General features: G+C 72.7%; 17 protein-coding genes and 2 tRNA genes. 8 read left to right on the top strand and 11 right to left on the bottom strand.

Annotated features, from left to right (window positions below; genetic code table 11):
* Positions 1-18: 18 nt before the first annotated feature.
* Both ACOOHC_RS06780 and miaB read right to left on the bottom strand, forming a co-directional pair.
* Positions 19-321: a chorismate mutase gene (locus ACOOHC_RS06780; RefSeq protein ID WP_420453243.1), complete on the bottom strand. Its 303-nt coding sequence runs from the start codon at positions 319-321 to the stop codon at positions 19-21.
* 14 nt (positions 322-335) lie between these two features.
* Positions 336-1763 carry a tRNA (N6-isopentenyl adenosine(37)-C2)-methylthiotransferase MiaB gene (gene miaB, locus ACOOHC_RS06775; RefSeq protein WP_420453242.1) on the bottom strand — a complete coding sequence of 476 codons (1428 nt, stop codon included), beginning with the start codon at positions 1761-1763 and terminating at the stop codon, positions 336-338.
* A gap of 65 nt (positions 1764-1828) precedes the next feature.
* Here miaB and ACOOHC_RS06770 point away from each other — a divergent pair, with 65 nt between their 5' ends.
* Entirely contained in the window at positions 1829-2266 is a 438-nt protein-coding gene (locus ACOOHC_RS06770; protein WP_420453241.1) for a hypothetical protein, read from the top strand.
* 133 nt (positions 2267-2399) lie between these two features.
* Here the strand turns inward: ACOOHC_RS06770 and recA are convergent, their stop codons facing one another.
* Together recA and ACOOHC_RS06760 are read right to left on the bottom strand one after the other, a co-directional pair.
* Entirely contained in the window at positions 2400-3485 is a 1086-nt protein-coding gene (recA, locus tag ACOOHC_RS06765) for a recombinase RecA (RefSeq protein WP_420453240.1), read from the bottom strand.
* A gap of 329 nt (positions 3486-3814) precedes the next feature.
* Positions 3815-4279 (bottom strand): DUF983 domain-containing protein, encoded by a 465-nt coding sequence (locus ACOOHC_RS06760; protein ID WP_420453239.1) that lies wholly within the window; start codon positions 4277-4279, stop codon positions 3815-3817.
* 38 nt (positions 4280-4317) lie between these two features.
* Between ACOOHC_RS06760 and ACOOHC_RS06755 the strand changes: the two genes are divergently transcribed.
* Entirely contained in the window at positions 4318-5127 is an 810-nt protein-coding gene (locus ACOOHC_RS06755) for a hypothetical protein (RefSeq protein WP_420453238.1), read from the top strand.
* Positions 5128-5145: 18 nt separating this feature from the next.
* Here the strand turns inward: ACOOHC_RS06755 and ACOOHC_RS06750 are convergent.
* From ACOOHC_RS06750 to ACOOHC_RS06740, 3 genes are all read right to left on the bottom strand, one after another.
* Positions 5146-5221, bottom strand: a tRNA-Lys gene (locus ACOOHC_RS06750).
* Between the two features lie 54 nt (positions 5222-5275).
* Positions 5276-5348 (bottom strand) — tRNA-His (locus ACOOHC_RS06745).
* A gap of 100 nt (positions 5349-5448) precedes the next feature.
* Entirely contained in the window at positions 5449-6336 is an 888-nt protein-coding gene (locus ACOOHC_RS06740; protein WP_420453237.1) for an aldo/keto reductase, read from the bottom strand.
* A 61-nt stretch (positions 6337-6397) separates the two neighbouring features.
* Between ACOOHC_RS06740 and ACOOHC_RS06735 the strand changes: the two genes are divergently transcribed.
* The 4 genes from ACOOHC_RS06735 (at position 6398) to ACOOHC_RS06720 (ending at position 10072) form a co-directional block, all read left to right on the top strand.
* Positions 6398-7261, top strand: coding sequence for a phytanoyl-CoA dioxygenase family protein (locus tag ACOOHC_RS06735; protein ID WP_420453236.1), 864 nt, complete (start codon positions 6398-6400; stop codon positions 7259-7261).
* Entirely contained in the window at positions 7258-8235 is a 978-nt protein-coding gene (locus tag ACOOHC_RS06730) for an ABC transporter ATP-binding protein (protein WP_420453235.1), read from the top strand. Before ACOOHC_RS06735 ends, ACOOHC_RS06730 begins: the two co-directional genes overlap by 4 nt.
* A 35-nt stretch (positions 8236-8270) precedes the next feature.
* The gene (locus ACOOHC_RS06725) at positions 8271-9449 is read left to right on the top strand and encodes an ABC transporter permease (protein ID WP_420453234.1); all 1179 of its coding nucleotides are present in this window, start codon (positions 8271-8273) and stop codon (positions 9447-9449) included.
* 125 nt (positions 9450-9574) lie between these two features.
* Positions 9575-10072, top strand: a complete 498-nt coding sequence (locus tag ACOOHC_RS06720) for a flavin reductase family protein (protein ID WP_420453233.1) — start codon at positions 9575-9577, stop codon at positions 10070-10072.
* A 12-nt stretch (positions 10073-10084) separates the two neighbouring features.
* Here ACOOHC_RS06720 and ACOOHC_RS06715 read toward each other — a convergent pair whose 3' ends face one another.
* Positions 10085-13480, bottom strand: coding sequence for a S8 family serine peptidase (locus ACOOHC_RS06715; RefSeq protein WP_420453232.1), 3396 nt, complete (start codon positions 13478-13480; stop codon positions 10085-10087).
* 209 nt (positions 13481-13689) lie between these two features.
* Here ACOOHC_RS06715 and ettA point away from each other — a divergent pair, with 209 nt between their 5' ends.
* The gene (ettA, locus tag ACOOHC_RS06710) at positions 13690-15363 is read left to right on the top strand and encodes an energy-dependent translational throttle protein EttA (protein WP_420453231.1); all 1674 of its coding nucleotides are present in this window, start codon (positions 13690-13692) and stop codon (positions 15361-15363) included.
* A 116-nt stretch (positions 15364-15479) separates the two neighbouring features.
* On the opposite strand, the gene ACOOHC_RS06705 is transcribed toward ettA, so the two are convergent.
* The 3 genes from ACOOHC_RS06705 to ACOOHC_RS06695 all read right to left on the bottom strand — a co-directional run bounded on the left by ACOOHC_RS06705 (position 15480) and on the right by ACOOHC_RS06695 (position 19265).
* Entirely contained in the window at positions 15480-16310 is an 831-nt protein-coding gene (locus tag ACOOHC_RS06705; RefSeq protein ID WP_420453230.1) for a ferritin-like domain-containing protein, read from the bottom strand.
* Entirely contained in the window at positions 16307-18283 is a 1977-nt protein-coding gene (locus ACOOHC_RS06700; RefSeq protein WP_420453229.1) for a putative bifunctional diguanylate cyclase/phosphodiesterase, read from the bottom strand. The genes ACOOHC_RS06705 and ACOOHC_RS06700 overlap by 4 nt, the downstream gene beginning before the upstream one ends.
* 79 nt (positions 18284-18362) lie before the next feature.
* The gene (locus ACOOHC_RS06695; RefSeq protein WP_420453228.1) at positions 18363-19265 is read right to left on the bottom strand and encodes an alpha/beta hydrolase family protein; all 903 of its coding nucleotides are present in this window, start codon (positions 19263-19265) and stop codon (positions 18363-18365) included.
* Between the two features lie 60 nt (positions 19266-19325).
* Between ACOOHC_RS06695 and ACOOHC_RS06690 the strand changes: the two genes are divergently transcribed.
* Complete coding sequence (locus ACOOHC_RS06690) at positions 19326-20081, top strand: inositol monophosphatase family protein (protein ID WP_420453227.1); 756 nt, start codon at positions 19326-19328, stop codon at positions 20079-20081.
* Positions 20082-20083 lie beyond the last annotated feature (2 nt).

Below are 20083 nucleotides of genomic sequence, written 5' to 3'. Positions count from 1 at the left end.
CGACCGTCGACGACGCGCTCAGAGATGCTCGCCCTCCGCGATCCGCTGGTGGTGGTGGATGACCTCGGCGACCACGAAGCGCAGGAACTTCTCGGTGAACACCGGGTCGAGCCCCGACTCCTCGGCCAGTGCCCGCAGTCGAGCGATCTGCACCTCCTCACGACCGGGATCGGCCGCCGCCAGATCGGCCTGCTTCTTGTAGCGACCGACGGCTTTGGTGATCTTGAACCGCTCCGCGAGGAGGTGGACGAGGGCCGCGTCGATGTTGTCGATGCTCGACCGGAACTCGGCCAGGCGGTCGTCGTGCTGCTCCTCGCCCACGTCGTCGTCCCGCCTCAGAGCGCCGCCACCGGGATGCGGACCGTGTGGCGCGCATCGACCGACCGCTCGACGAACTCACCGAGCAGGTGGTGGGGTGCGGCTCGGGTCACCTCGACCATCGCGTAGCTCCCGGCGCGCAGCGGGACGGGGGCGTCGAAGTGGACCAGCTTGTTCTGGCGGGTGCGACCCGAGGTGATCGACGGGTCCTTCTTCGACGGACCCTCGACCAGGACCTCCTCCACCCGCCCGACCCGGGCCTGGTGGCGGAGCAGGGCGGAGCGCTCGACGACGGTGCGCAGCCGCTCGAAGCGATCGGCGACCACGCGGGGGTCGACGAAGTCGGCCTCCATCGCCGCCGCCTCGGTTCCGTCACGCGGGGAGAACACGAAGGTGTACGCGTAGTCGTACTCGGCGGCGGCCGAGACCTCGAGGGTGCGCTCGAAGTCGTCGTCGGTCTCCCCCGGGAACCCGACGATGATGTCGGTCGACACCGCCAGGTCGGGGATCGTGGAGCGGGCCTGCGCGAGGCGCTCGAGGTACCGCTCGGCGGTGTAGCCGCGGTGCATGAGGGCGAGCACCCGGTCGCTCCCCGACTGCAACGGGTAGTGGAGGTGCTCGCACACCGCCTCCGTCTCCGCCATCGCCGAGAAGGTCTCCGGGCGCATGTCCTTGGGGTGGGGGCTCGTGAACCGCACCCGCCGGATGCCCTCGACGTCGCCGACCGCGCTCAGCAGGTCGGCGAACAACGGGCGCGGCCGCGCCGAGGTGTCGCCGGCGCGCCGCGCGGCGATCTGGAGGTCGCGCCCGTAGCTGTTGACGTTCTGGCCGAGGAGGGTGACCTCGCTCACCCCGTCGGCGGCGAGGCGGCGGACCTCGTCGACCACGTCGTCGAACGGGCGGCTGATCTCCTCGCCGCGCACGGCCGGCACGATGCAGAAGGCGCAGCGGTTGTCGCAGCCGATCTGGATGGTCACCCAGCTCGCGTAGGACGTCTCGCGCCGCACGGGGAGCGCGGAGGGGAACATCGCCTGGTCCTCGACGACGGCGGCGTCGAGGATCTCGGTGATCGGCGCACCCGCCCCCGCCGCCTCGGCCAGCAGCTCGGCGGCCCGGTGGACGTTGTGGGTGCCCATCACGACGTCGACGTGGCCGGCACGGCGTGCCACCTCGTCGCGATCCTTCTGGGCGAGGCAGCCGGACACGACGATCTGTCGCCCGTCGCGCTGCGACTTCCACGTCTTGAGGTGGCCGAGGTTGCCGTAGAGCTTGTTGTCCGCGTTCTCGCGGATGCAGCACGTGTTCAGCACGACGACGTCGGCGTCGGCCTCCGAGCCCGCCGCGACGAGGCCGTCGGACTCGAGCAGCCCGGCGATCCGCTCCGAGTCGTGCTCGTTCATCTGGCACCCGTAGGTGCGCACGACGTAGCGACGGGGGTCGGACATGGGCGCGAGGCTATCCCCGCCACGGCGGCGGGACCGGGTGGCGCGGCGCCGGTATGGTGCCGACCGTGCTCGCCATCCTGGAACCCAACGACACCGTCACCCGGATCCTGTACTTCGTCCACATCCTGAGCGCGATCGCCGCGTTCGGGCCGCTCTTCCTCTACCCGCAGATGCACCGGGCGGGCGAGACCCAGGCCATGGCGGCGCTGCACACCAAGCTGGTCCTCCCCGCCCTCGTGGTGCTGTGGATCGCGGGGATGGGGATGGCCGGGACGCAGAAGATCTCGCTCGGCGGCACCTGGTTCGTGACGATCACGATCCTGCTGTGGATCGTCGCGGTCGCGGTGAGCTGGTTCATGGTCCGCCCGGCCACCGCCGACACGGGCGATCAGGCGCGCAAGATGCTCGCCGCCGGGATCGGCATCACGCACCTGATCCTCGTGGTGTCGCTCTACCTGATGGTGTTCAAGCCCGGCGGCTACGGCGCCGGCACCGGCGCCTGACCCCGCACCGCACCATCTCCCGACGCCGACGCGCCTCGCGCCCCTTCCCGCGACGGATCCGTCGCCGGCGACGGGCCTGGTCGCCGATCGGTGCGGGGCGCAGGGCATCGTGACCAGAGCACGGCCCTGGAGGTCAATCGAGGACGATCGGCTCCTCGTCGGCCTCGGTGAAGCCCTCGGCGCCGTCGGCGTTCTCGTCGACGACCTCGACCACGGCGTTGGGATCCTCCTTGAGGCCCGAGGCGATCAGCACCTTGTCGCTGATCTCCATCATGATCTCGGGGTTGGTCCGCAGGTACTCCTTGGCCTTCTCGCGACCCTGGCCGAGCTGCTCCCCCTCGTAGGTGAACCAGGCTCCCGACTTCTTCACGATCGCGAGGTCGACCGACAGGTCGATCAGCGACCCCTCGCGGCTGATCCCCTTGCCGTACATGATGTCGAACTCGGCCTGGCGGAACGGCGGGCTGACCTTGTTCTTCACGACCTTGACGCGGGTGCGGTTGCCGACCACGTCGGTGCCGTCCTTCAGGGACTCGATGCGACGGATGTCGAGGCGCACCGAGGAGTAGAACTTGAGCGCACGACCACCGGGGGTCGTCTCGGGCGAACCGAACATGACGCCGATCTTCTCGCGCAGCTGGTTGATGAAGATGCAGATCGTGTCGGTCTTGGAGAGGTTGCCGGTGAGCTTGCGCAACGCCTGGCTCATCAGCCGCGCCTGGAGGCCGACGTGGGTGTCGCCCATCTCGCCCTCGATCTCGGCCCGTGGCGTCAGCGCCGCCACCGAGTCGACCACGACGACGTCGATCGCACCCGAGCGGGTGAGCATGTCGCAGATCTCGAGCGCCTGCTCACCGGTGTCGGGCTGGGAGATGAGGAGCTGGTCGACGTCGACCCCGATGGCCGCGGCGTAGGCCGGGTCCATCGCGTGCTCGGCGTCGATGTAGGCGCACACCCCGCCGTTGCGCTGGGCCTCCGCGACGACGTGCATCGCCAGCGTGGACTTGCCCGAGGACTCGGGGCCGTAGATCTCGGTCACCCGGCCCCGCGGGAGCCCCCCGACGCCGAGGGCGAGATCGAGCGCCAGCGCCCCGGTCGGGATCACCTGGATCTTCATGTTGGTGCGCTCGCCCATCTTCATGATGGCACCCGTGCCGAACTGCTTGTCGATCTGCTGGAGCGCGATGTCGAGGGCCTTCGCCCGGTCGTCCTTGGCCATGTCGTTGCTCTCTTTCGGTTCGTTCCTGCGAGGGAGGGGAGTCGGTCACCATCTTGACGAGGGGGTACCTCGGAGTCGGCGGGGTGCGACCGATCGGTGGTGTCGGTGCGCTGTGAGCTGATCGGCGACGACGTCCGACGCCTCGATCGGGGCCCCGCTCCGAGCCCCGTTCCGAGCTCACGGATCGAGATCGCGGTTCGATTTCCCGGGCGAGAATCCCAACGTCGTGATTCGATCGTACCCGACGAACAACCGTTCGGGCAAGCACCGCCCGGACGAACGCCGTGGGCCGTCCCTCGACGCCCGCGGACCGGATCGCTCGTCGCCGATCAGTCGTCCCCGGCGCCTCCCTCGACCCGGCCGTCGTCGCCGTCATCGCCGTCATCGCCGTCGGCGGCGTCGAGGTGGTCGAGCGCGAAGTCGTCCGGCTCGACCGGGCGCATCATCAGGTCGACCGCCTGCCACATCGAGTACGACATCGGGTACAGCACGACGGGCAGCACCAGTCCCGCGGTGAGGAACCCGATCATCAACCCGGTGACCGGGACCTCGGGCCAGGTGATCGCGAGCGCGACCGCGAGCGCCAGGATCAGCGGGCCGAGCACGATCATCGCCGCCATCGCCGCCGCCCCGAGCTCGAAGCCCACGTCGCCGCGCCGCCACCGCAGACCGCACGTCCGGCATGCCTCGGCCTTGCCGAACCAGGAGGTGAAGAAGGCTCCCCGCCCTCCGCACCACGGGCACCGCCGCAGGGCGCCGCGCAGCAGCATCCGAGCGAGACCGGCGCGTCGCATGCTCGCAGCGTAGGGGTCACGTTTGGCAGACTCGGCGGGTGCGTCGCTCGGTGGGTGGTCTCCTGTTGCTGGTGGCGGGGGTGCTGCTGGCCGTCGCGACGGGTCTGCTGTGGATGGACCGCGTCGCGTTCACCCCCTCCCCCGACACCGGATCGACGTTCGCGATCGTCGGCGACGAGGACATCCGCCTGCAGATCGCCAACGTGGTGTCGGGGTCGGACGCCGCGACGATGAGCATCTCGCCCGCAGCGCTGCGCGACCGGATCGAGGGTCACCTCCAGGTCCGCGAGATGTCGAAGGAGATCCGCGGCTTCACCGCCGACGCCCACGCCCGGCTGATCGGCGACACCGACGAACCGGTGCTGATCGAGAGCGCGGAGCAGGTCCAGCTCGTGCGCAGCGAGCGCGTCGCCCTCCAGCCGCCGATCGCCCTGCCGGTCCAGCGCGTCACGTCGCTGGCCGTGGTCGCGACGGCGACGACCTGGATCTGGATGGTCGGTGCCGGCCTCGGCCTGGTGGCGCTCGTGCTCGGTCTGCTGCTGCGCCCCGAGCGCGGCGAGTCCTCGTTCGCGTTCGCGATCGGGTGCGCCGCGATCGGGCTGTCGATCGTGACGTTCGGGTACGCGGTCCCGGCGTTCGTCGTCCCGGCGCTGTCGGGCGACGTGTGGGTCGCCGCCATCCCCCGCCTGGCGACCTACCGCCGGGCGACCACGACGATCGCCGGGGTGGTGCTCGTGGTGATCGGTGCGGTGGCGTTCCTCGCCACGACCAGGGCCCGCCAGCGACGAGCTCGCTCGACGCCGCTGTCGGTCGGCCGGTTCCGCGAGCAGCAGCGCTGGAGCGGCTGAGCGCGGCGCCGGGGCCGGTGGTGCTTCCCCTGGGACTCGAACCCAGAACCAATGGATTAAGAGTCCACTGCTCTGCCAATTGAGCTAGAGAAGCAAGGCGGAGCGGGAGGGTACCTCTCGCACCGCGGGTTCACGCATCGCTGCGCAGGGTGGCCAAGGGGACTTGAACCCCCAACCGCCAGGATCACAACCTGGTGCTCTACCTGTTGAGCTATGACCACCATGGGGCGCCCGGGTATGAGGGGCGCGTCGGCGTCAGTCTGCCAGGCGTCGGTCGGAACCGCACAGCCCGTCGAGGATCGACCCGTCCGGCGCGACCCCTCAGATGCTCACCGGCCGGCGCTCGTCGAACAGCGGGGTGATCCCCTCGCGCTCCACGTCGGCGCGCATGTCGGCGTCGTCGGGCGCGGAGAGGTCACCGGTCGCGGCGTCGACGATCATCTCGAGCTTGCGCGCGTCGCTCGTCGTGTTGAGGAACAACCGCTCGTCGCCGAGGACGTAGCGGACGGCGCGGCCGATCGGCTCGGGGTCGTCGAGCGGTTCGTACCAGCTGAAGCGGGGGCCCTCGTCGTCGCTCCACCGGCCACGGGCGATCGACTTGATCGTCTGGATCGCGACGCCGCGGTCGGTGCACGCCTCGACCAGCGCCTCCACGTCCGCTCGGTAGGTGGGGTTCTCCATGAGCACGAAGTTCACCGGGAACAGCACCGAGGCGAAGTCGAAGCGCTCCAGGCTGCGCAGGTGCTGGCCCGGGACCGGCAGCCCGTGGCCGGTGACCCCGATGTGGGAGACCACCCCCTCGTCACGGGCCCGGGCCAGACCCTCGACGGCTCCGCCGGGGGCGAAGGCCGTCTCCCACTCGTCGGGGTCGACCAGGTTGTGCAGCTGGATCAGGTCGACGCGATCGACGTCCATCCGCTCGAGCGACCGCTCCAGCTCGGCCCGTGCGGCGTCGCCGCCGCGCTCGCCCGTCTTGGTGGCGAGGAAGACCTCGTCGCGGTGGTCGGCGAGCCACGGCCGCAGGCGGTCCTCGGACTCGCCGTACGAAGCGGCCGTGTCGATGTGGTTGATCCCCCACCGCACCACGTCGGCCAGGGTCGCGTCGGCACGCTCGGGGCTCATGGCGCCGAGCGCGGCGGCGCCGAACAGGAGCCGGGTCGATCGGTGACCCGTCGATCCGAAGGGGGCGGTCGGGATCCGGGTGCTCATGGACCGACGGTACCCGGAGCCCGCCGTCGCAGGTCGCCTGGACCGGTGCGAGACTGATCCGGTGCCGTCGATCGACCCCGCCGACGTCGAGAGCTTCTCGCGCCACGGTGCCCACGTCCTGCGCGGGGTGCTCGACGACGAGTGGCTCGCCGTCCTCGCCGACGGGGTCGAGCGCAACCGCACGCACCCGAGCGGGTGGGCCCACTGGTACACCCGTGCCGACCGTGCGGTGGGGTTCTGGACCGACTACGTGACGTGGCCCGAGGTGGAGCCGCACCGTCGGGTGGCCTTCGAGGGCCCCCTCGCCTCGGTCGCGCGCACGCTGATGCGATCCGAGCGGGTCCGCTTCTTCCACGAGCACGTGCTGGTCAAGGAGCCGGGTGCGCTCGAGCGGACGCCCTGGCACCACGACCAGCCGTACTACTGCATCGACGGAGACCAGAACGTGAGCCTGTGGGTCGCGCTCGATCCGGTCCCCGCCGCGAGCGGGATGCGCTTCGTCGCGGGATCGCACCGCTGGGACCGTTGGTTCGTGCCGCGCCGCTTCCTCGACCACGACCCCTACTCCCCCGCCGTCACCGGCGGCGGGCACGACTTCGAGATCGTCCCCGACATCGACGCCGAGATCGCGTCGGGCGAGCACCGGGTGCTGAGCTTCGACGTCGAGCCGGGTGACGTGGTCGCGTTCCACTACCGGACGCTGCACGACGCCCCGGGCAACGACCTCGACCACCGTCGCCGTGCGGTCAGCTTCCGCTGGCTCGGCGACGACGCGACGTTCGCGACGCGCCCGTGGGAGGTGTCGCCGCCGTACGCGGCCGACGGCCTCGAGGTCGGCGGGCCGCTCGGCGACGACCCCCGCTTCCCGGTCGTCGACGTCGATCACCCCGTCGATCACCGCATCGGCGGGAGCGACCGCGCGTGACCTCAGCGGGCCTGCGGGTCGCCGGGCTCCGCAAGCGCTACGGCGACGTCGTGGCCGTCGACGGCTGCGACCTCCACGTCGAGCCGGGCGGGCTCGTCGGCTTCCTCGGGCCGAACGGGGCGGGCAAGTCCACCACGATGCGGGCGGTGATGGGCCTCGTCTCGACCGACGGCGGCGAGATCACCTGGAACGGCGCAGCGATCGACGGTGCCGTGCGACGACGCTTCGGGTACATGCCCCAGGAGCGCGGGCTCTACGACCGGATGCGCGTCCACGAGCAGGTGGCGTACTTCGGCCGCCTCGGGGGGCTCGACGGACGGCGGGCGCAGGCACGCTCCGACGCCCTCCTCGCGCGCGTCGGGCTCTCCCATCGCCACGACAGCGAGCTGCAGGAGCTCTCGGTCGGGAACCAGCAGCGGGTGCAGCTGGCCGTCGCGCTCGTCCACGAACCCGAGCTGCTCGTCCTCGACGAGCCGTTCGCCGGGCTCGACCCGTTCGCGATCGACGCGCTGCGCGAGATCATCACCGAGCAGACCGAGCGGGGGGTCGCGGTGCTCCTCTCGAGTCACCAGCTCGACCTCGTGCAGGAGATGTGCCGCGAGGTCGTCATCGTCGACGAGGGCCGGGTGGTCGAGTCGGGGCCGGCGAGCGAGATCCGGACGCGCTCGAGCTGGCGTGAGCTCGAGATCTCCTGGGGAGACGAATCGGTCGACGTCGGCACCTGGAGCCCGCCGGGAGCGCGGCTCGTCGCGCGCGGACCGGGCCGGTGCGTCTTCCGCCTCCCCGCCGAGGCCGACCCCACCGCGCTGATGGGTTCGGCCGCCGCGCTCGGCGCGGTGGTCTCGTTCCGGTTCGAACCGCCGTCGCTCGACGTCGTGTTCACCGAAGCGGTGTCGCGGGGCCGTGCGGATCGCGCGGACCGCGTCGACGACTCGCAGCGGGTGCGGGCGCACGACCGGGAGGTCGCGACGTGACCCGGGCGGAGGGGACCGTCCGTCGTCGATCGGCCGTGAACGAGGTGGCGCGGCGCGAGGTGGTCACCCGCGTCCGCTCGACGGCGTTCCGGGTCACCACCGTCGTCCTCGTGCTCGTCTCGGTCGCGGCGGTCGTCGGTGCCGCCCTCTTCGGCGACGGCGACGACGACGAGACGAGGACCTACGAGGTGGCAGCGGGTGCGGAGCTCGGGCCGGCGCTCCGGGCGGGCACGCCCGACGGCATCGAGGTGGACGTGGTCGAGCTCGGCGAGGCGGCCGCACGGGAGGCGGTGTCGAACGGTGAGGTCGACCTCGCCGTGCTCGCCGGCGGGACCCTGGTGTGGGAGCGCGAGGCCGACCCCGAGCTCGGCTCGATCGTCGTCGGCGCCCTCACCCGCGCCGAGCTCGACGCCCGCGCCGTCGACCTCGGGATCTCGCCGGACGACGCCGCCGAGCTGGTCGCCCCGGTCCGCACGACGGAGGAGATCGTCGATCCCGCGAGCGACAGCGCCCCCGCACGCACCGCCGTCGCGCTGATCGCCATGCTGGTGATGTTCTTCGCGATCCAGGCGTACGGCTCGCAGGTCGCGATGGTCGTCGTGGAGGAGAAGTCCAACCGGATCGTCGAGATCCTCCTGTCGCTCGTCTCCCCGCGCAGCCTCCTCGTCGGCAAGATCGCGGGGATCGGCGTCCTCGCCCTCTGCCACGTCGTGATCATCGTGCTCGGCCTGCTCGGGGCGCTCGCCGTGTCGGACTTCGCCGACGTCCCGGTCTCCGCCTACACGTCGCTCCCGCTGGTCGTGGTCGTCTTCGTCCTCGGGTTCACGCTGTACGGGACGATGTTCGCGCTCGTCGGATCGCTGATCTCGCGCCAGGAGGACGGCCAGCAGGCGATGCTCCCGGTCTTCCTGCCGATCTTCATCGGGTACGTGCTGGCGTTCCAGGCGGTCGGATCGCCCGACTCCACCCTCGCCACGGTGGTGTCGATCGTCCCGCTCACGTCGCCGTTCGCCCTCCCGATCACGGTCGCCCAGGGGACGGCCTCGCTCGGCGTGGTGATCGTCGCGCTCGCGCTCCTCGTCGCGTCGGCCGTCGCCGTTCTGGCGCTCGCCGCTCGCGTGTACGAGTTCACGCTGCTGCGGACCGGCAGCCGGATCCCGCTCGGCGAAGCGCTCCGGCTGGCCCGCGGCGATCGGTCCTCCTCGCGGCGGTGACGTGCATCGACGCCTCGGGCGTGAGGTCCTCGCCTCGGCGCGGTGACGTCCTCGCGTCGCCGCGGTGACGTCCGCGTCTCGCCGACGTGAGCGCCCCGGCGACGTCATGTCCTAGCCTCGGCGGCGTGAGCGTCGACGCAGAGCTGATCAACAAGGTGACCTGGAAGATCCCGAACGCCTTGGCGCTCGTCGGGTCGGCCCACGACGGACGCCGCAACGCGATGACCACGAGCTGGATCACGCAGCTCTCGATGGAGCCGGTGCTGATCGGCGTCGGCGTCGACGACGACGCCGTGACCCACGAGCTGATCTCGGGTGCCGGAGCGTTCTCGGTCAACCTGTGGGACGCCGAGGACACCCGGGTCTTCGTCAAGTTCTCCAAGCCCGCCGACGACGACGGGGACTCGCTCAACGGCCGCCCGGTGTCGAGCGCGACCACCGGCGCGCCGATCTTCGACGGAGCGCTGGCGTGGGTGGACTGCGAGGTCCGCCACACCCTCGCGCTCGGGACGCACACCCTGTTCGTCGGCGAGATCGTCGACGCCGGGGTGAACGACGACGAGGCGCGTGCGGCCGCGATGTCCGACACCCGGATGAAGTACGGCGGCGTCAAGCGGCACTGACGCCGCTCGACCTCACAGGCGCGAACCGTCGCACACCGCCGCCCGGCACCCCTGCCGCGGCCACGACCGCGCCGAGAGACGGGCGAGGGAGGTTCCCGACGACGGGGTCCGCATCGTCAGGCGCCCGAGGGCCCTCTCGAACGGAGGAGCCGTCGGTGTCGGAGCGGGGGCGGCGGTCGTCGGCGACGGCGAGGTCGGCGCCGGTGGCGTGGTCGGCGTGGGTGACGTCGTCGGCGTCGGAGACGTGGACGGGGTCGGAGACGTCGGGGCGCCGCTCGGCGGCGGAGGCGTCGGCGCGCCGGGCCCCGGGCCGCCCGACGGCGCGCTGGTGGGAGTGCTGGTGGGTGCGGTCGGCGGCGCCGTCGTGGGGGTCGCCGGCCCGCCACCGGATCCGCCCGGGACGGGTGGCGCGGCGGGCGCCGTCGTCGCCGGCCCGTTCGGGGTCGAGGGACCCGACGGGGAGTCGTCGACGTAGGTGAACGCCGCCGGGAGCCGCAGCTCGTGGGGCCGGTCGGTGGAGAAGCGGATGACGACGTCGCGCACCCCCGCCGAGTCGACCGCCGGGGCCTCCACGACGATCTCGTCCGCGCCCGGCCGTGCCTGGGCGGCCGCCGTGCGCTGGTCGCCGAACCACACGTACACCGGGACCGACGTCGGGAACCGCCCGTCGATCACGACACGCGTCGAGCCGGAGGTGCCTCCGACGGCGGGGCTGATCGAACCCGCCCGGTACCGACCGCCACGGGCGCCAGCGCCGGTGGGGTCGGACGGCGCCGTCGTCGGCGTGGCCGGGGCCGTCGTCGGCACCGGGGAGGTCGACGGGACCGGGGCCACGGTGGTCGTCGGGGCGATGACCGGGGTCGTCGCCGGTGTCGAGCCGGCGCCGGACGGAGCCGTCGTCACCGGCACGCTCGGGCCACCGGTCGGCGGCGTCGAGCGGCGCACCGTCGTCGGTGTCGGGCTCGCGGTCGTCGGCCCGCTCGTCGGCCGACCCGATCCACCGGGCGCGGTCGGGACGGGGCCGCTCACCGGCACCGTCGGGGCCGTCGGGCCCGATCCGGACGAGGGCGCCGTGGTGGGCGTCGGCGAGCTCGGCGGCACCGGGCTCGGCGCGGTGGACGGCGTCACGTCCGGCGTGCTCGTCGGGGTCGAGGGCGGGTTCGCCGCGGGCGGGTTCGCCGTCGACGTCGGCGTCGGTCCGTCCGCGCCCGACGGGTCCCGGGTCGTCGGCGTCGTCGCTCCGCCTCCGCTCGCGGGCGGGGGCGCGTCGGTCGACGAGACGTAGGTGACGTACGGATCGGACATCCGGTCGCCGTCCGCGTCGACCAGCTCGAGGACGAAGGCGTACTCCGCGGCCGGAAGGGACATCGACGCGGACAGCACGAGACCGTCGGCGACGAGGAGGTCGCGGTCGCGCACCGGGAGAACGGGGAAGCGCCCGGATCGGTCCGACGTCACGACCCCCAGGCCCCCGACGGCGTCGGAGACGTCGAGCTCCAGGCCGTCGACGGCGCCGACGAGGCCGTCCGCGCGCGCGGCGACCGAAACCCGCACCCCGGCGGCCGTCGTCTCCGTGGGCGCTGCGATCGTCCACGCCAGGTCGGACACGACGTCGGCGACGAGGCGGTCGGCGCCGGCGAGCGTGACGTCGAGCTCGTCCGCGCCGAGCGGCGGCTCCCAGCCCACCGCGGCGGCGAGGTCCAGGCGGCGACCCCACCCGAGATCGGCCGAGGTCGACCGCAATCGTGCGATCACGTCGCGCGGCGCCGTCGCGAGACCCGACGCGATGACCGCGGCCGCTCCGGCCGCGGCGTACGGAGCCGCCATGGAGGTGCCGAAGCGGAACCCCTCCACGTCGCCCGGCAGCGTCGAGAGCACGGCCCACCCCGGCGCGTGCAGGCCGACGTGGGAGCCGCGGTTGGAGAACGACGCACGCGCGTCGCTGTTCGTCGAGGCGCCGACGGTCAGCACGTTGTCGTAGGACGTGGAGAAGCCGGCCGGCCAGCCGGGCCCGGTCGAGTCGAGGTCCGCCCCGTCGTTGCCGGCCGCGACCACGACCAGGACCCCGCGGTCGCGAGCGTGTCGGATGGCGAGCTCGGTCGTCGAGTTCGAGCCGATCCGCGAGCCCGGTGCCGTGCCGAGCGAGACGTTCACCACCCGGGCGCCGTTGTCGACGGCGTAGCGGATCGCCGCCGCGACGCCCGACATCGGGATCGCGCCGTCGTCGCGGGCGACCTTCAGCGGCATCAGCGTCGCGTCGGGGACGGCGCCGACGACCCCGACGCCGTCGGCCGCGGCGGCGATGATCCCCGCGACGTGGGTCCCGTGCTCGCCGTCGCTGCTCGGCGGCGTGCTCGGGTCCGCGTCGCCGTTGCCGAAGTCCCATCCCCGGCAGTCGTCCACGTAGCCGTTGCGGTCGTCGTCGATCCGGTTCGTGCAGTCCTCACCGGGGTTGGTCCACCCGTTCGCGGCGAGGTCGCGGTGGCCGAGGTCCTGACCCGAGTCGATCACCGCGACCACGACGCCGCTCCCCGTCGTGACCTCCCACGCCTCGTGGGCGTCGATGTCGGCGTCCGCGGTCCCCGACCACCCCGCGGCCTGCGACCCCGCTCCGGTGTTCGCGAGCGCCCACTGCTCGGCCTCGCGGGGGTCGGCGGAGAGGGAGGCGAGGAGATCCCGCTCGACGCCGACCACCCCGTCGAGATCCGCGATCTCGGATTCGACGGCGTCGCTGCCCGCATCGGCATCGACCGACACCGTGACGATCCCCGGACCGACGACCTCGACCGCCACGACCCCCGGCAGGGCGGCGATCCGCTCGGCGATCGCCGCGTCGATCCCCTCGTCGCCCACCTGGACCCCGATCCCGTCCGAGGGGTCGGCGACCGCCGGTGCCGAGGTGTCCTCGTCCAGCTCGGCGTGCACCTCGTCGGGGTCGACGGGCGTCGCGGTCGCCGCCGCTCCGCCGTCGATCGCTCGCAGGGTGGTGAGGGTCCGCAGGTAGCGGGTCCCCGCGGGGCCCACCTCGCCGAGGACGTCGACGGCGATGAAGCTGCCGGGCCCGGCCTCGGCGACCGCCGCGATCTCGGCCGCCCCGCGCGGCGCCACCGGGGTCAGGCCCGGGGGCGGCGCGTCGAGCGCGAGCGTCGGCGCGGCACCGGTCGCCGAGCCGACCGCCGGCGTGGCCCCGACGGTCGCCACGACCAGGTGGACGTCGTCGTCACCCCACCCGACCGCGTCGGCGGCCGTCGGGTACTCGACCCGCGCGGCGCCGGAGGCGTCGTCGGCGATGGTCGACGCGGAGCACGCCCCGAGCGCGATCGACCCCGCCGCGACCAGCGACGCCGCCCGGGGCGTCCGCCTGCGCCGCAGCCCCTCGGTCGCGGGTGCGTCGGTGATGTCTCGCATTCGGTCCGGTCCTGTCCGCTCGATCGTGCGGGTGACCGTGCGCGCGCGGCGCACCCCCGACCGCCATCTGGACGGACACTTGACGGAACCGGTCCCGGTGCACCCGGTCCGACGCGCCGCGGGGCGGAGATCGCGATCGGCGCGACGGATCGCCCGGAGGCCGCCGACCGGCCGGGGCCCATCGGCCCCGGCGATAACCTGCGCGCACCATGGCGCACGAATTCATCTACCAGGCCCACAAGCTCAAGCGCGTGCACCCGCCGGACAAGACGGTGCTGGAGAACATCTCGCTGTCCTTCTACCCGGGAGCCAAGATCGGCGTCCTGGGGGCCAACGGCGCCGGCAAGTCGTCGCTGCTGAAGATCATGGCGGGCCTCGACGACGGGTACTCCGGCGAGGCCCGACTCACCGCCGGTCACACGGTCGGGTACCTGTCCCAGGAACCGCAGCTCGATCCCGACAAGGACGTCAAGGGCAACGTGATGGACGGCGTCGCCGCCGTGCAGTCGATCATCGACGAGTACAACGAGGTGATGGCCAGCTGGGCCGACCCCGACGCCGACTACGACAAGATCGGCAAGCGCCAGGCCACGCTCGAGGACCAGATCTCGGCGACCGACGCCTGGTCGCTCGAGCGCAACGTCGACATCGCGATGGACGCCCTGCGCTGCCCGCCCGACGACGCCGACGTGTCGGTGCTGTCCGGCGGCGAGCGACGCCGCGTCGCTCTCTGCCGCCTGCTGCTGTCTCGCCCCGACCTGCTGCTGCTCGACGAGCCGACCAACCACCTCGACGCCGAGTCGGTCGACTGGCTGGAGCGGTTCCTCGCCGACTACGCCGGCACCGTCGTCGCGGTCACCCACGATCGCTACTTCCTCGACAACGTGGCGAAGTGGATCCTCGAGCTCGAGCGCGGCCGCGGCCTCCCGTTCGAGGGCAACTACACCTCGTGGCTGGAGCAGAAGCAGGAGCGACTCGAGCGCGAGGAGCGCAGCAACGACGCCCGCAAGCGCACGCTCGCACGCGAGCTCGAGTGGGTCCGAATGGGGACCAAGGCACGCCAGGCCAAGGGCAAGGCGCGCCTCAACGCGTACGAGAAGCTGCACGCCGAGGCCAAGGCCGCCGAGCTGCAGGACTCCACGCTGCAGATCACGATCCCGGCCGGCCGTCGCCTCGGCGACAACGTGATCGAGGTCGAGGGCCTGTCGAAGGGCTTCGACGACAAGCTGCTGATCGACGACCTGTCGTTCTCGCTGCCGCCGGCGGGCATCGTCGGCATCATCGGCCCCAACGGCGCCGGCAAGACGACGCTGTTCAAGATGCTCGCGGGTCGCGAGGAGCCCGACTCCGGGTCGATCCGCATCGGTGACACCGTCGACCTGTCCTACGTCGACCAGGACCGTGACGACCTCGACCCCGACGCCACCGTCTACGACGAGATCACCGGTGGCGGCGAGGTGCTCGACGTCGGGGGTCGCGAGATCCACGGGCGCACCTACGTGTCGAGCTTCAACTTCAAGGGGACCGACCACGGCAAGCGGGTCGGCGACCTCTCCGGCGGGGAGCGCAACCGCGTCCACCTCGCGAAGCTGCTGAAGTCCGGCGGCAACGTGCTCCTGCTCGACGAGCCGACCAACGACCTCGACGTCGACACCCTGCGCGCCCTCGAGGCCGGCCTCGAGTCGTTCCCCGGGTGCGCCGTGGTGATCTCGCACGACCGGTGGTTCCTCGACCGCATCGCGACCCACGTCCTCGCGTTCGAGGGGAACAGCCAGGTGCGCTGGTTCGAGGGCAACTTCAGCGAGTACGAGCAGCGCCGCAAGGCGGAGCTCGGAGCCGGCGCGGACACCCCGCACCGGATCAAGTACAAGAAGCTCGCCTGACGGCGCGCGCCGCCGCGCCAGAGACCGGTGTCGGCGGCGTGCGGCGCGTCGGACGTGAGCTCGGTCGAGCCGGGATCGACGACCGGCGGGGTCAGCGACCCGACCGCGCCGCCCGATCAGGACACCAGGCGCAGGACCGGATCGGGTGCCGGCGCGCTCGTCGACGCACCGCAGACGCGGGTGCGCACGCCCCGGACGAGATCGAGACCGCCGAGGCCCGGCAGGCGGTGGATCCGGCGGTCCACCCGGTCGGCGATCGCCTCGCCGTCGGGGCCGGCGAAGAGGTGCCCGATCAGGTGCTCCGTCTCGGCGGCGGGCATGACGTTCGCACCGACGGGTGACCACTTCGCCCGCAGCGCCGCCCGGGTGACGAGCCGCGCCCCGGCCGAGCGGGACAGCCGCTCCTCGGCCTGCGACGCGTAGAAGTCGATGTGGCGGCCCTCCTGGCGCGCGATCCGGCGCAGCAGGGGCGCGAGCACCTCGTGGCGCGAGGTCTCGGCCAGGCGCAGGTAGCCGGCCTGCGTCGTCCACTCGTTGATCGCCCCCCAGGTCATCGCGATCGTCACGACGTGGTCGGTGACGCTCGACGCCGCCATGAACCCGAGGGTGCGCAGGCGGTCGCGCCCGACGCGCGAGCGCATCGCCGCGACCCGTGGCCGGCCGGCGGGCTCGGCGTGGCGGGCCAGGACCTTGGCGATCGCCTCGCCGTGCCAGAACTCCTCGTACACCCACATCGCCAGGAAGGACGTGACGGTCGGATCGTCGTGGGCCGAGGTGACCAGCAGGTCGCGCAGGTAGCACGTGGTGTGGTGCTCGACGTCGTGCATGTAGCGCAGGCACCGCAGCGATCCCTCGTCGAGCGGATCGTCGAGGAACGCGTCGTAGTCGATGTCGTCGTCGTCGAGGGCCTCCACCGCCGTCAGGTAGCGATCGATGTCGAACCTCATCGTGCGCGGGGTGCGGTCGGGACCGGACGACCGGTCGAATCCAGGACGATCGGGGTCTGCACTCTCGGGTCGTGCGCCGTCGAGAAGTCGTCCTGGGCGGCGAGCCGGGCGATCAGCTGGTCCTCGGGCATCGGACGGGCGAAGTGGTAGCCCTGGAGGAGGTCGTACCCGAACACCGTCATCAGGTCGGCGAGCTCGGAGTCCTCGACGCCCTCGGCGACGACGGTCAGACCGAGGCGGTGGCCGAGCTCGCACACCGATCGCACGATCGCCTCGCTCGCCGACGACGTGGTCGCGCCGCACACGAACTCCTGGTCGACCTTGAGCTCGTCGAGGGGGAGCTGCGGGAGGATCGCGAGCGAGGTGCAGCCGGTGCCGAAGTCGTCGATCGACACCTTCACCCCACGCGCCCGCAGCGGGGCGAGGCGCTCGACCGCCTCGGGCACGTCGAACGCCACCGACTCGGTCACCTCGAGCATCAGCACGTCCGAGGGGAGGTCGCGGACGTCGATCTCGTCGATCACCCGTTCGGCGAACTCGAGCGACCGCAGCGAGAGCGGCGACACGTTGACCGACACCGTGATGTCGTGGCCGAGCCGTCGCCAGCGCACCTGCGCGTCGAGCGCCTCCCCGAGCACCCACTCGGTCAGTCGGTCGACGAGGCCCGTCCGCTCGGCCAGGGGGATGAACCGCCCGGGCGGGACCGCGCCGTGGGTCGGGCTCGACCAGCGCAGCAGCGCCTCGGCGGCGACGATCCGACCGTCCGGCGCCCGCACCTGGGGTTGGTACGCGATCCACAGCTCACCACGGTCCGAGGCGGTCCGCAGGTCGGCGAGGATCTCGAGGTCGGCGGCGCTGAACGCCGTCTCCTCGCCGCTCCAGCGTGCGCACGAGCGCCCCTGGTCGCGCGCCTCGCGGGCGGCGAGCGCCGACTGGCGCAGCAGCTCGCCGGCGCCGTGCTCGGCGCGGGGGTCCGTCGTGGTCACCCCGACGTGCGCGATCAGCGCCACCTCGATCTGGCCGACCATGTAGCGCCCGCTGCCGATGGCGGTCTCGATGTGGCGGACCGTGCGCGCCACCACGGACTCGATCGCCTCGCGGAGGGGTCCGGTGCCCGAGGTCGCGTCGCCGTCGCGCCCGAGCGCTCCGCACGCGGGCGGCTCGACGTCGACGACCACGACGATGTCGTCCCCGCTGCGCCCGATGCCCGTCGACGCCGGGAGCACCTGACCGAGGTCCTCCACCGCACGACGGACCAGTTCGGAGCCCGCGTTGTGCCCGAGCGCGTCGCGCACCTCGTTCACCCCGCTGAGGTGGATCGTGGCGATCACCTGGTCGACACCGCTCTCGCGCGAGACGATCCGACGCTCGATCCCCCGCGCGTTCGACAGGCCGGTGTCGGCGTCGAGCAGGCCGGCCATGCGCGACGTCCGCGCCGACAGGGCGGTCATCGACGACAGCACGACGGCGAACACCAGGACCGAGGCCCCGTCGCCCGTGCCGGTGCCGTGGCTCGTCCAGCCGAGGGTCGCGAGCATGACCGCACACCCCACGAGCTGGGAGAGCAGCAGCGCCCGTGGGCGCGAGAACAGCCCGACGTACACCGACAGGATCGCCAGCAGGGGGGCGTGCAGCAGGACCCGGTCGGTGCTCGACGACGCGGCGACGGCGATCGCGATCGCTACGAGCGTGGCAGCCGCCATCGCGGTGCCCTGTCGCTGCGCGAGGGCGCGCATCGACGCCAACGACCCGACGGCGCCGGCCGCGGACGCGGCGAGGACGAGCCCGATCACGGTCGGCACCACCCCGGCGAGCGCACCGAGCAGCCAGGTCGCCGAGGCGGCGATCGCGACGACCCGTGCGATCGACAGCGGGCTCAGCAGCTCGAGCGGGGCCCCGAGGGCGATCCACGAGCGCACCTTGGGGAACATGCGGTTGGCGACCTGGTCGGTCGCAAGCCGTTCGCTCGTCACCCTCACCTCGGCGCCCGAAGCGGTGGTCGACCACCCGCTCCATCCGCTCGGCGCGCGCCCGCTCGTGCCCACGGCTCCACTATCGGGCCGGCGACCCCCCGTCTTGAGCGGTCCCTGAGGTTCCGAACCACTCAGAGATCGCGAGAGCGGCCTCGGTCCACGACCGCGACCCCGGTCGCAGGCCGTCGCGGTGGCCCTCGTCGGCGATCTCCACGAGGCGAGCGTCGTCGCCGGCGCCGACCGCGGCCTCCACGAAGCGCCGCGACTGCGTCGGCGACACCGTCTCGTCGAGCGAGCCGTGGACGCACACCACCGGGGTGCCGAGCGGGAGCCGGTGCAGCGGCGAGGTGAGCTCGAGGCGACGATCGGGGGGCGCGTCGGCGATCAGGCGCACCACGGCCTCGTCCCCCCTCGTCCACCCCGGGGCGAGGTCGCACACCCCTCCCAACGACACGACGCCGATCGGCTCGACCGGGCGAGACCGGTCGCGGTCACCCGGGCGTCCCGCATCGCGGTCGTCCGCGTCGCCTTCGCCGCGGTCGGCGCGCCTCGTCGGATCGCCACCCGCGGCCCACAGCGCCAGGTGGCCGCCGGCGGAGTGACCGACGAGCACGATCCTCGACGCGTCGACCACGTCGACGCGCCCGCCCACCGCCGCGATCGCGTCGCGGACGTCGTGGAAGGTCTGCGGCCAGCCCCCGGGCCCCGGGTCCCGGCCGAGGAGACCGAGCGAACGGTGCACCCACGCACCCCGCCCCCGCCCGCCCGGTCCGAGCAGGCGGTAGCGGATCGTCGCGGACGCCCACCCCCGCGCCCGGACGTCCCGCCCGAGCAGCACCGTGCTCCACGAACCCCACGGCCACCTCCAGAACCCGCCGTGCACGACCACCACCGTCGGGTGCGGCCCCCGGCCCGAGGGCGCTCGGAGCGAGACCACCTGTCGCAGGTGGTCGCCGTAGCGGACCGTGATCGCTCGTCCCATCGTGCTCCTCGCTCGCAGCGAGTCTGCCAGAGACGGCGACCTGCTGGCATGATGTCGGCCATGTCCCCCGTCGAGACCGATGCCGAGCTCGCGACTCGGCTGTCGGTCGACGCGGGACGGATCCTCGTCGGGCTGCGCGAGGAGCTCTTCGCCCGGGGGGCGTCGCAGTGGGACGTCAAGGACGCCGGGGACGCCGCCGCCCAGGAGTTCCTGGCTCGCGAGCTCCACGCCCACCGCCCCGACGACGCGGTGCTGTCGGAGGAGGAGGGGTCGACCGATCAGCGGCGCTTCGACTCCGGTCGGGTGTGGATCATCGACCCGCTCGACGGCACCCGGGAGTTCAGCGAACCGGGGCGCAGCGACTGGGCGGTCCACGTCGCGCTGTGGACCCACGACCGCTTCGGAGCGGCGGCGGTCAGCCTCCCGGCGATGCGCGCCGTGTTCGCCACCGAGCCGGCGCCGTCGATCCCGCCGATCGAGCGCGACCGGCCGATCGTGGTCACCTCGCGCAGCCGCGCGCCCTACTCGGCCGTCCTCGTCGCCGAGGGGCTCGGTGCCGACGCCGTGCGCCTCGGCTCCGCGGGGGCCAAGGCGATGGCCGTGGTCATGGGCAGCGCGGACATCTACGTCCACGACGGCGGCATGTACCAGTGGGACTCCGCCGCGCCGGCCGCGGTCGCGATGGCGGCCGGGTTCCACGCGTCGCGCCTCGACGGCACGCCGCTCGTGTACAACGAGCGCGACCCGTGGCTGCCGGACTTCATCGTGTGCCGGCCCGAGCTCGCCGACCCCGTGCTGCGCTCGCTCTGGGGCTGAGG

It is taken from the genome of Ilumatobacter sp. (genome assembly GCF_965215205.1).
In the GTDB taxonomy this organism is placed as follows: domain Bacteria; phylum Actinomycetota; class Acidimicrobiia; order Acidimicrobiales; family Ilumatobacteraceae; genus Ilumatobacter_A.
Note: the sequence above shows the minus strand (reverse complement) of the source record. Positions and strands in the feature narration are given on the sequence as shown.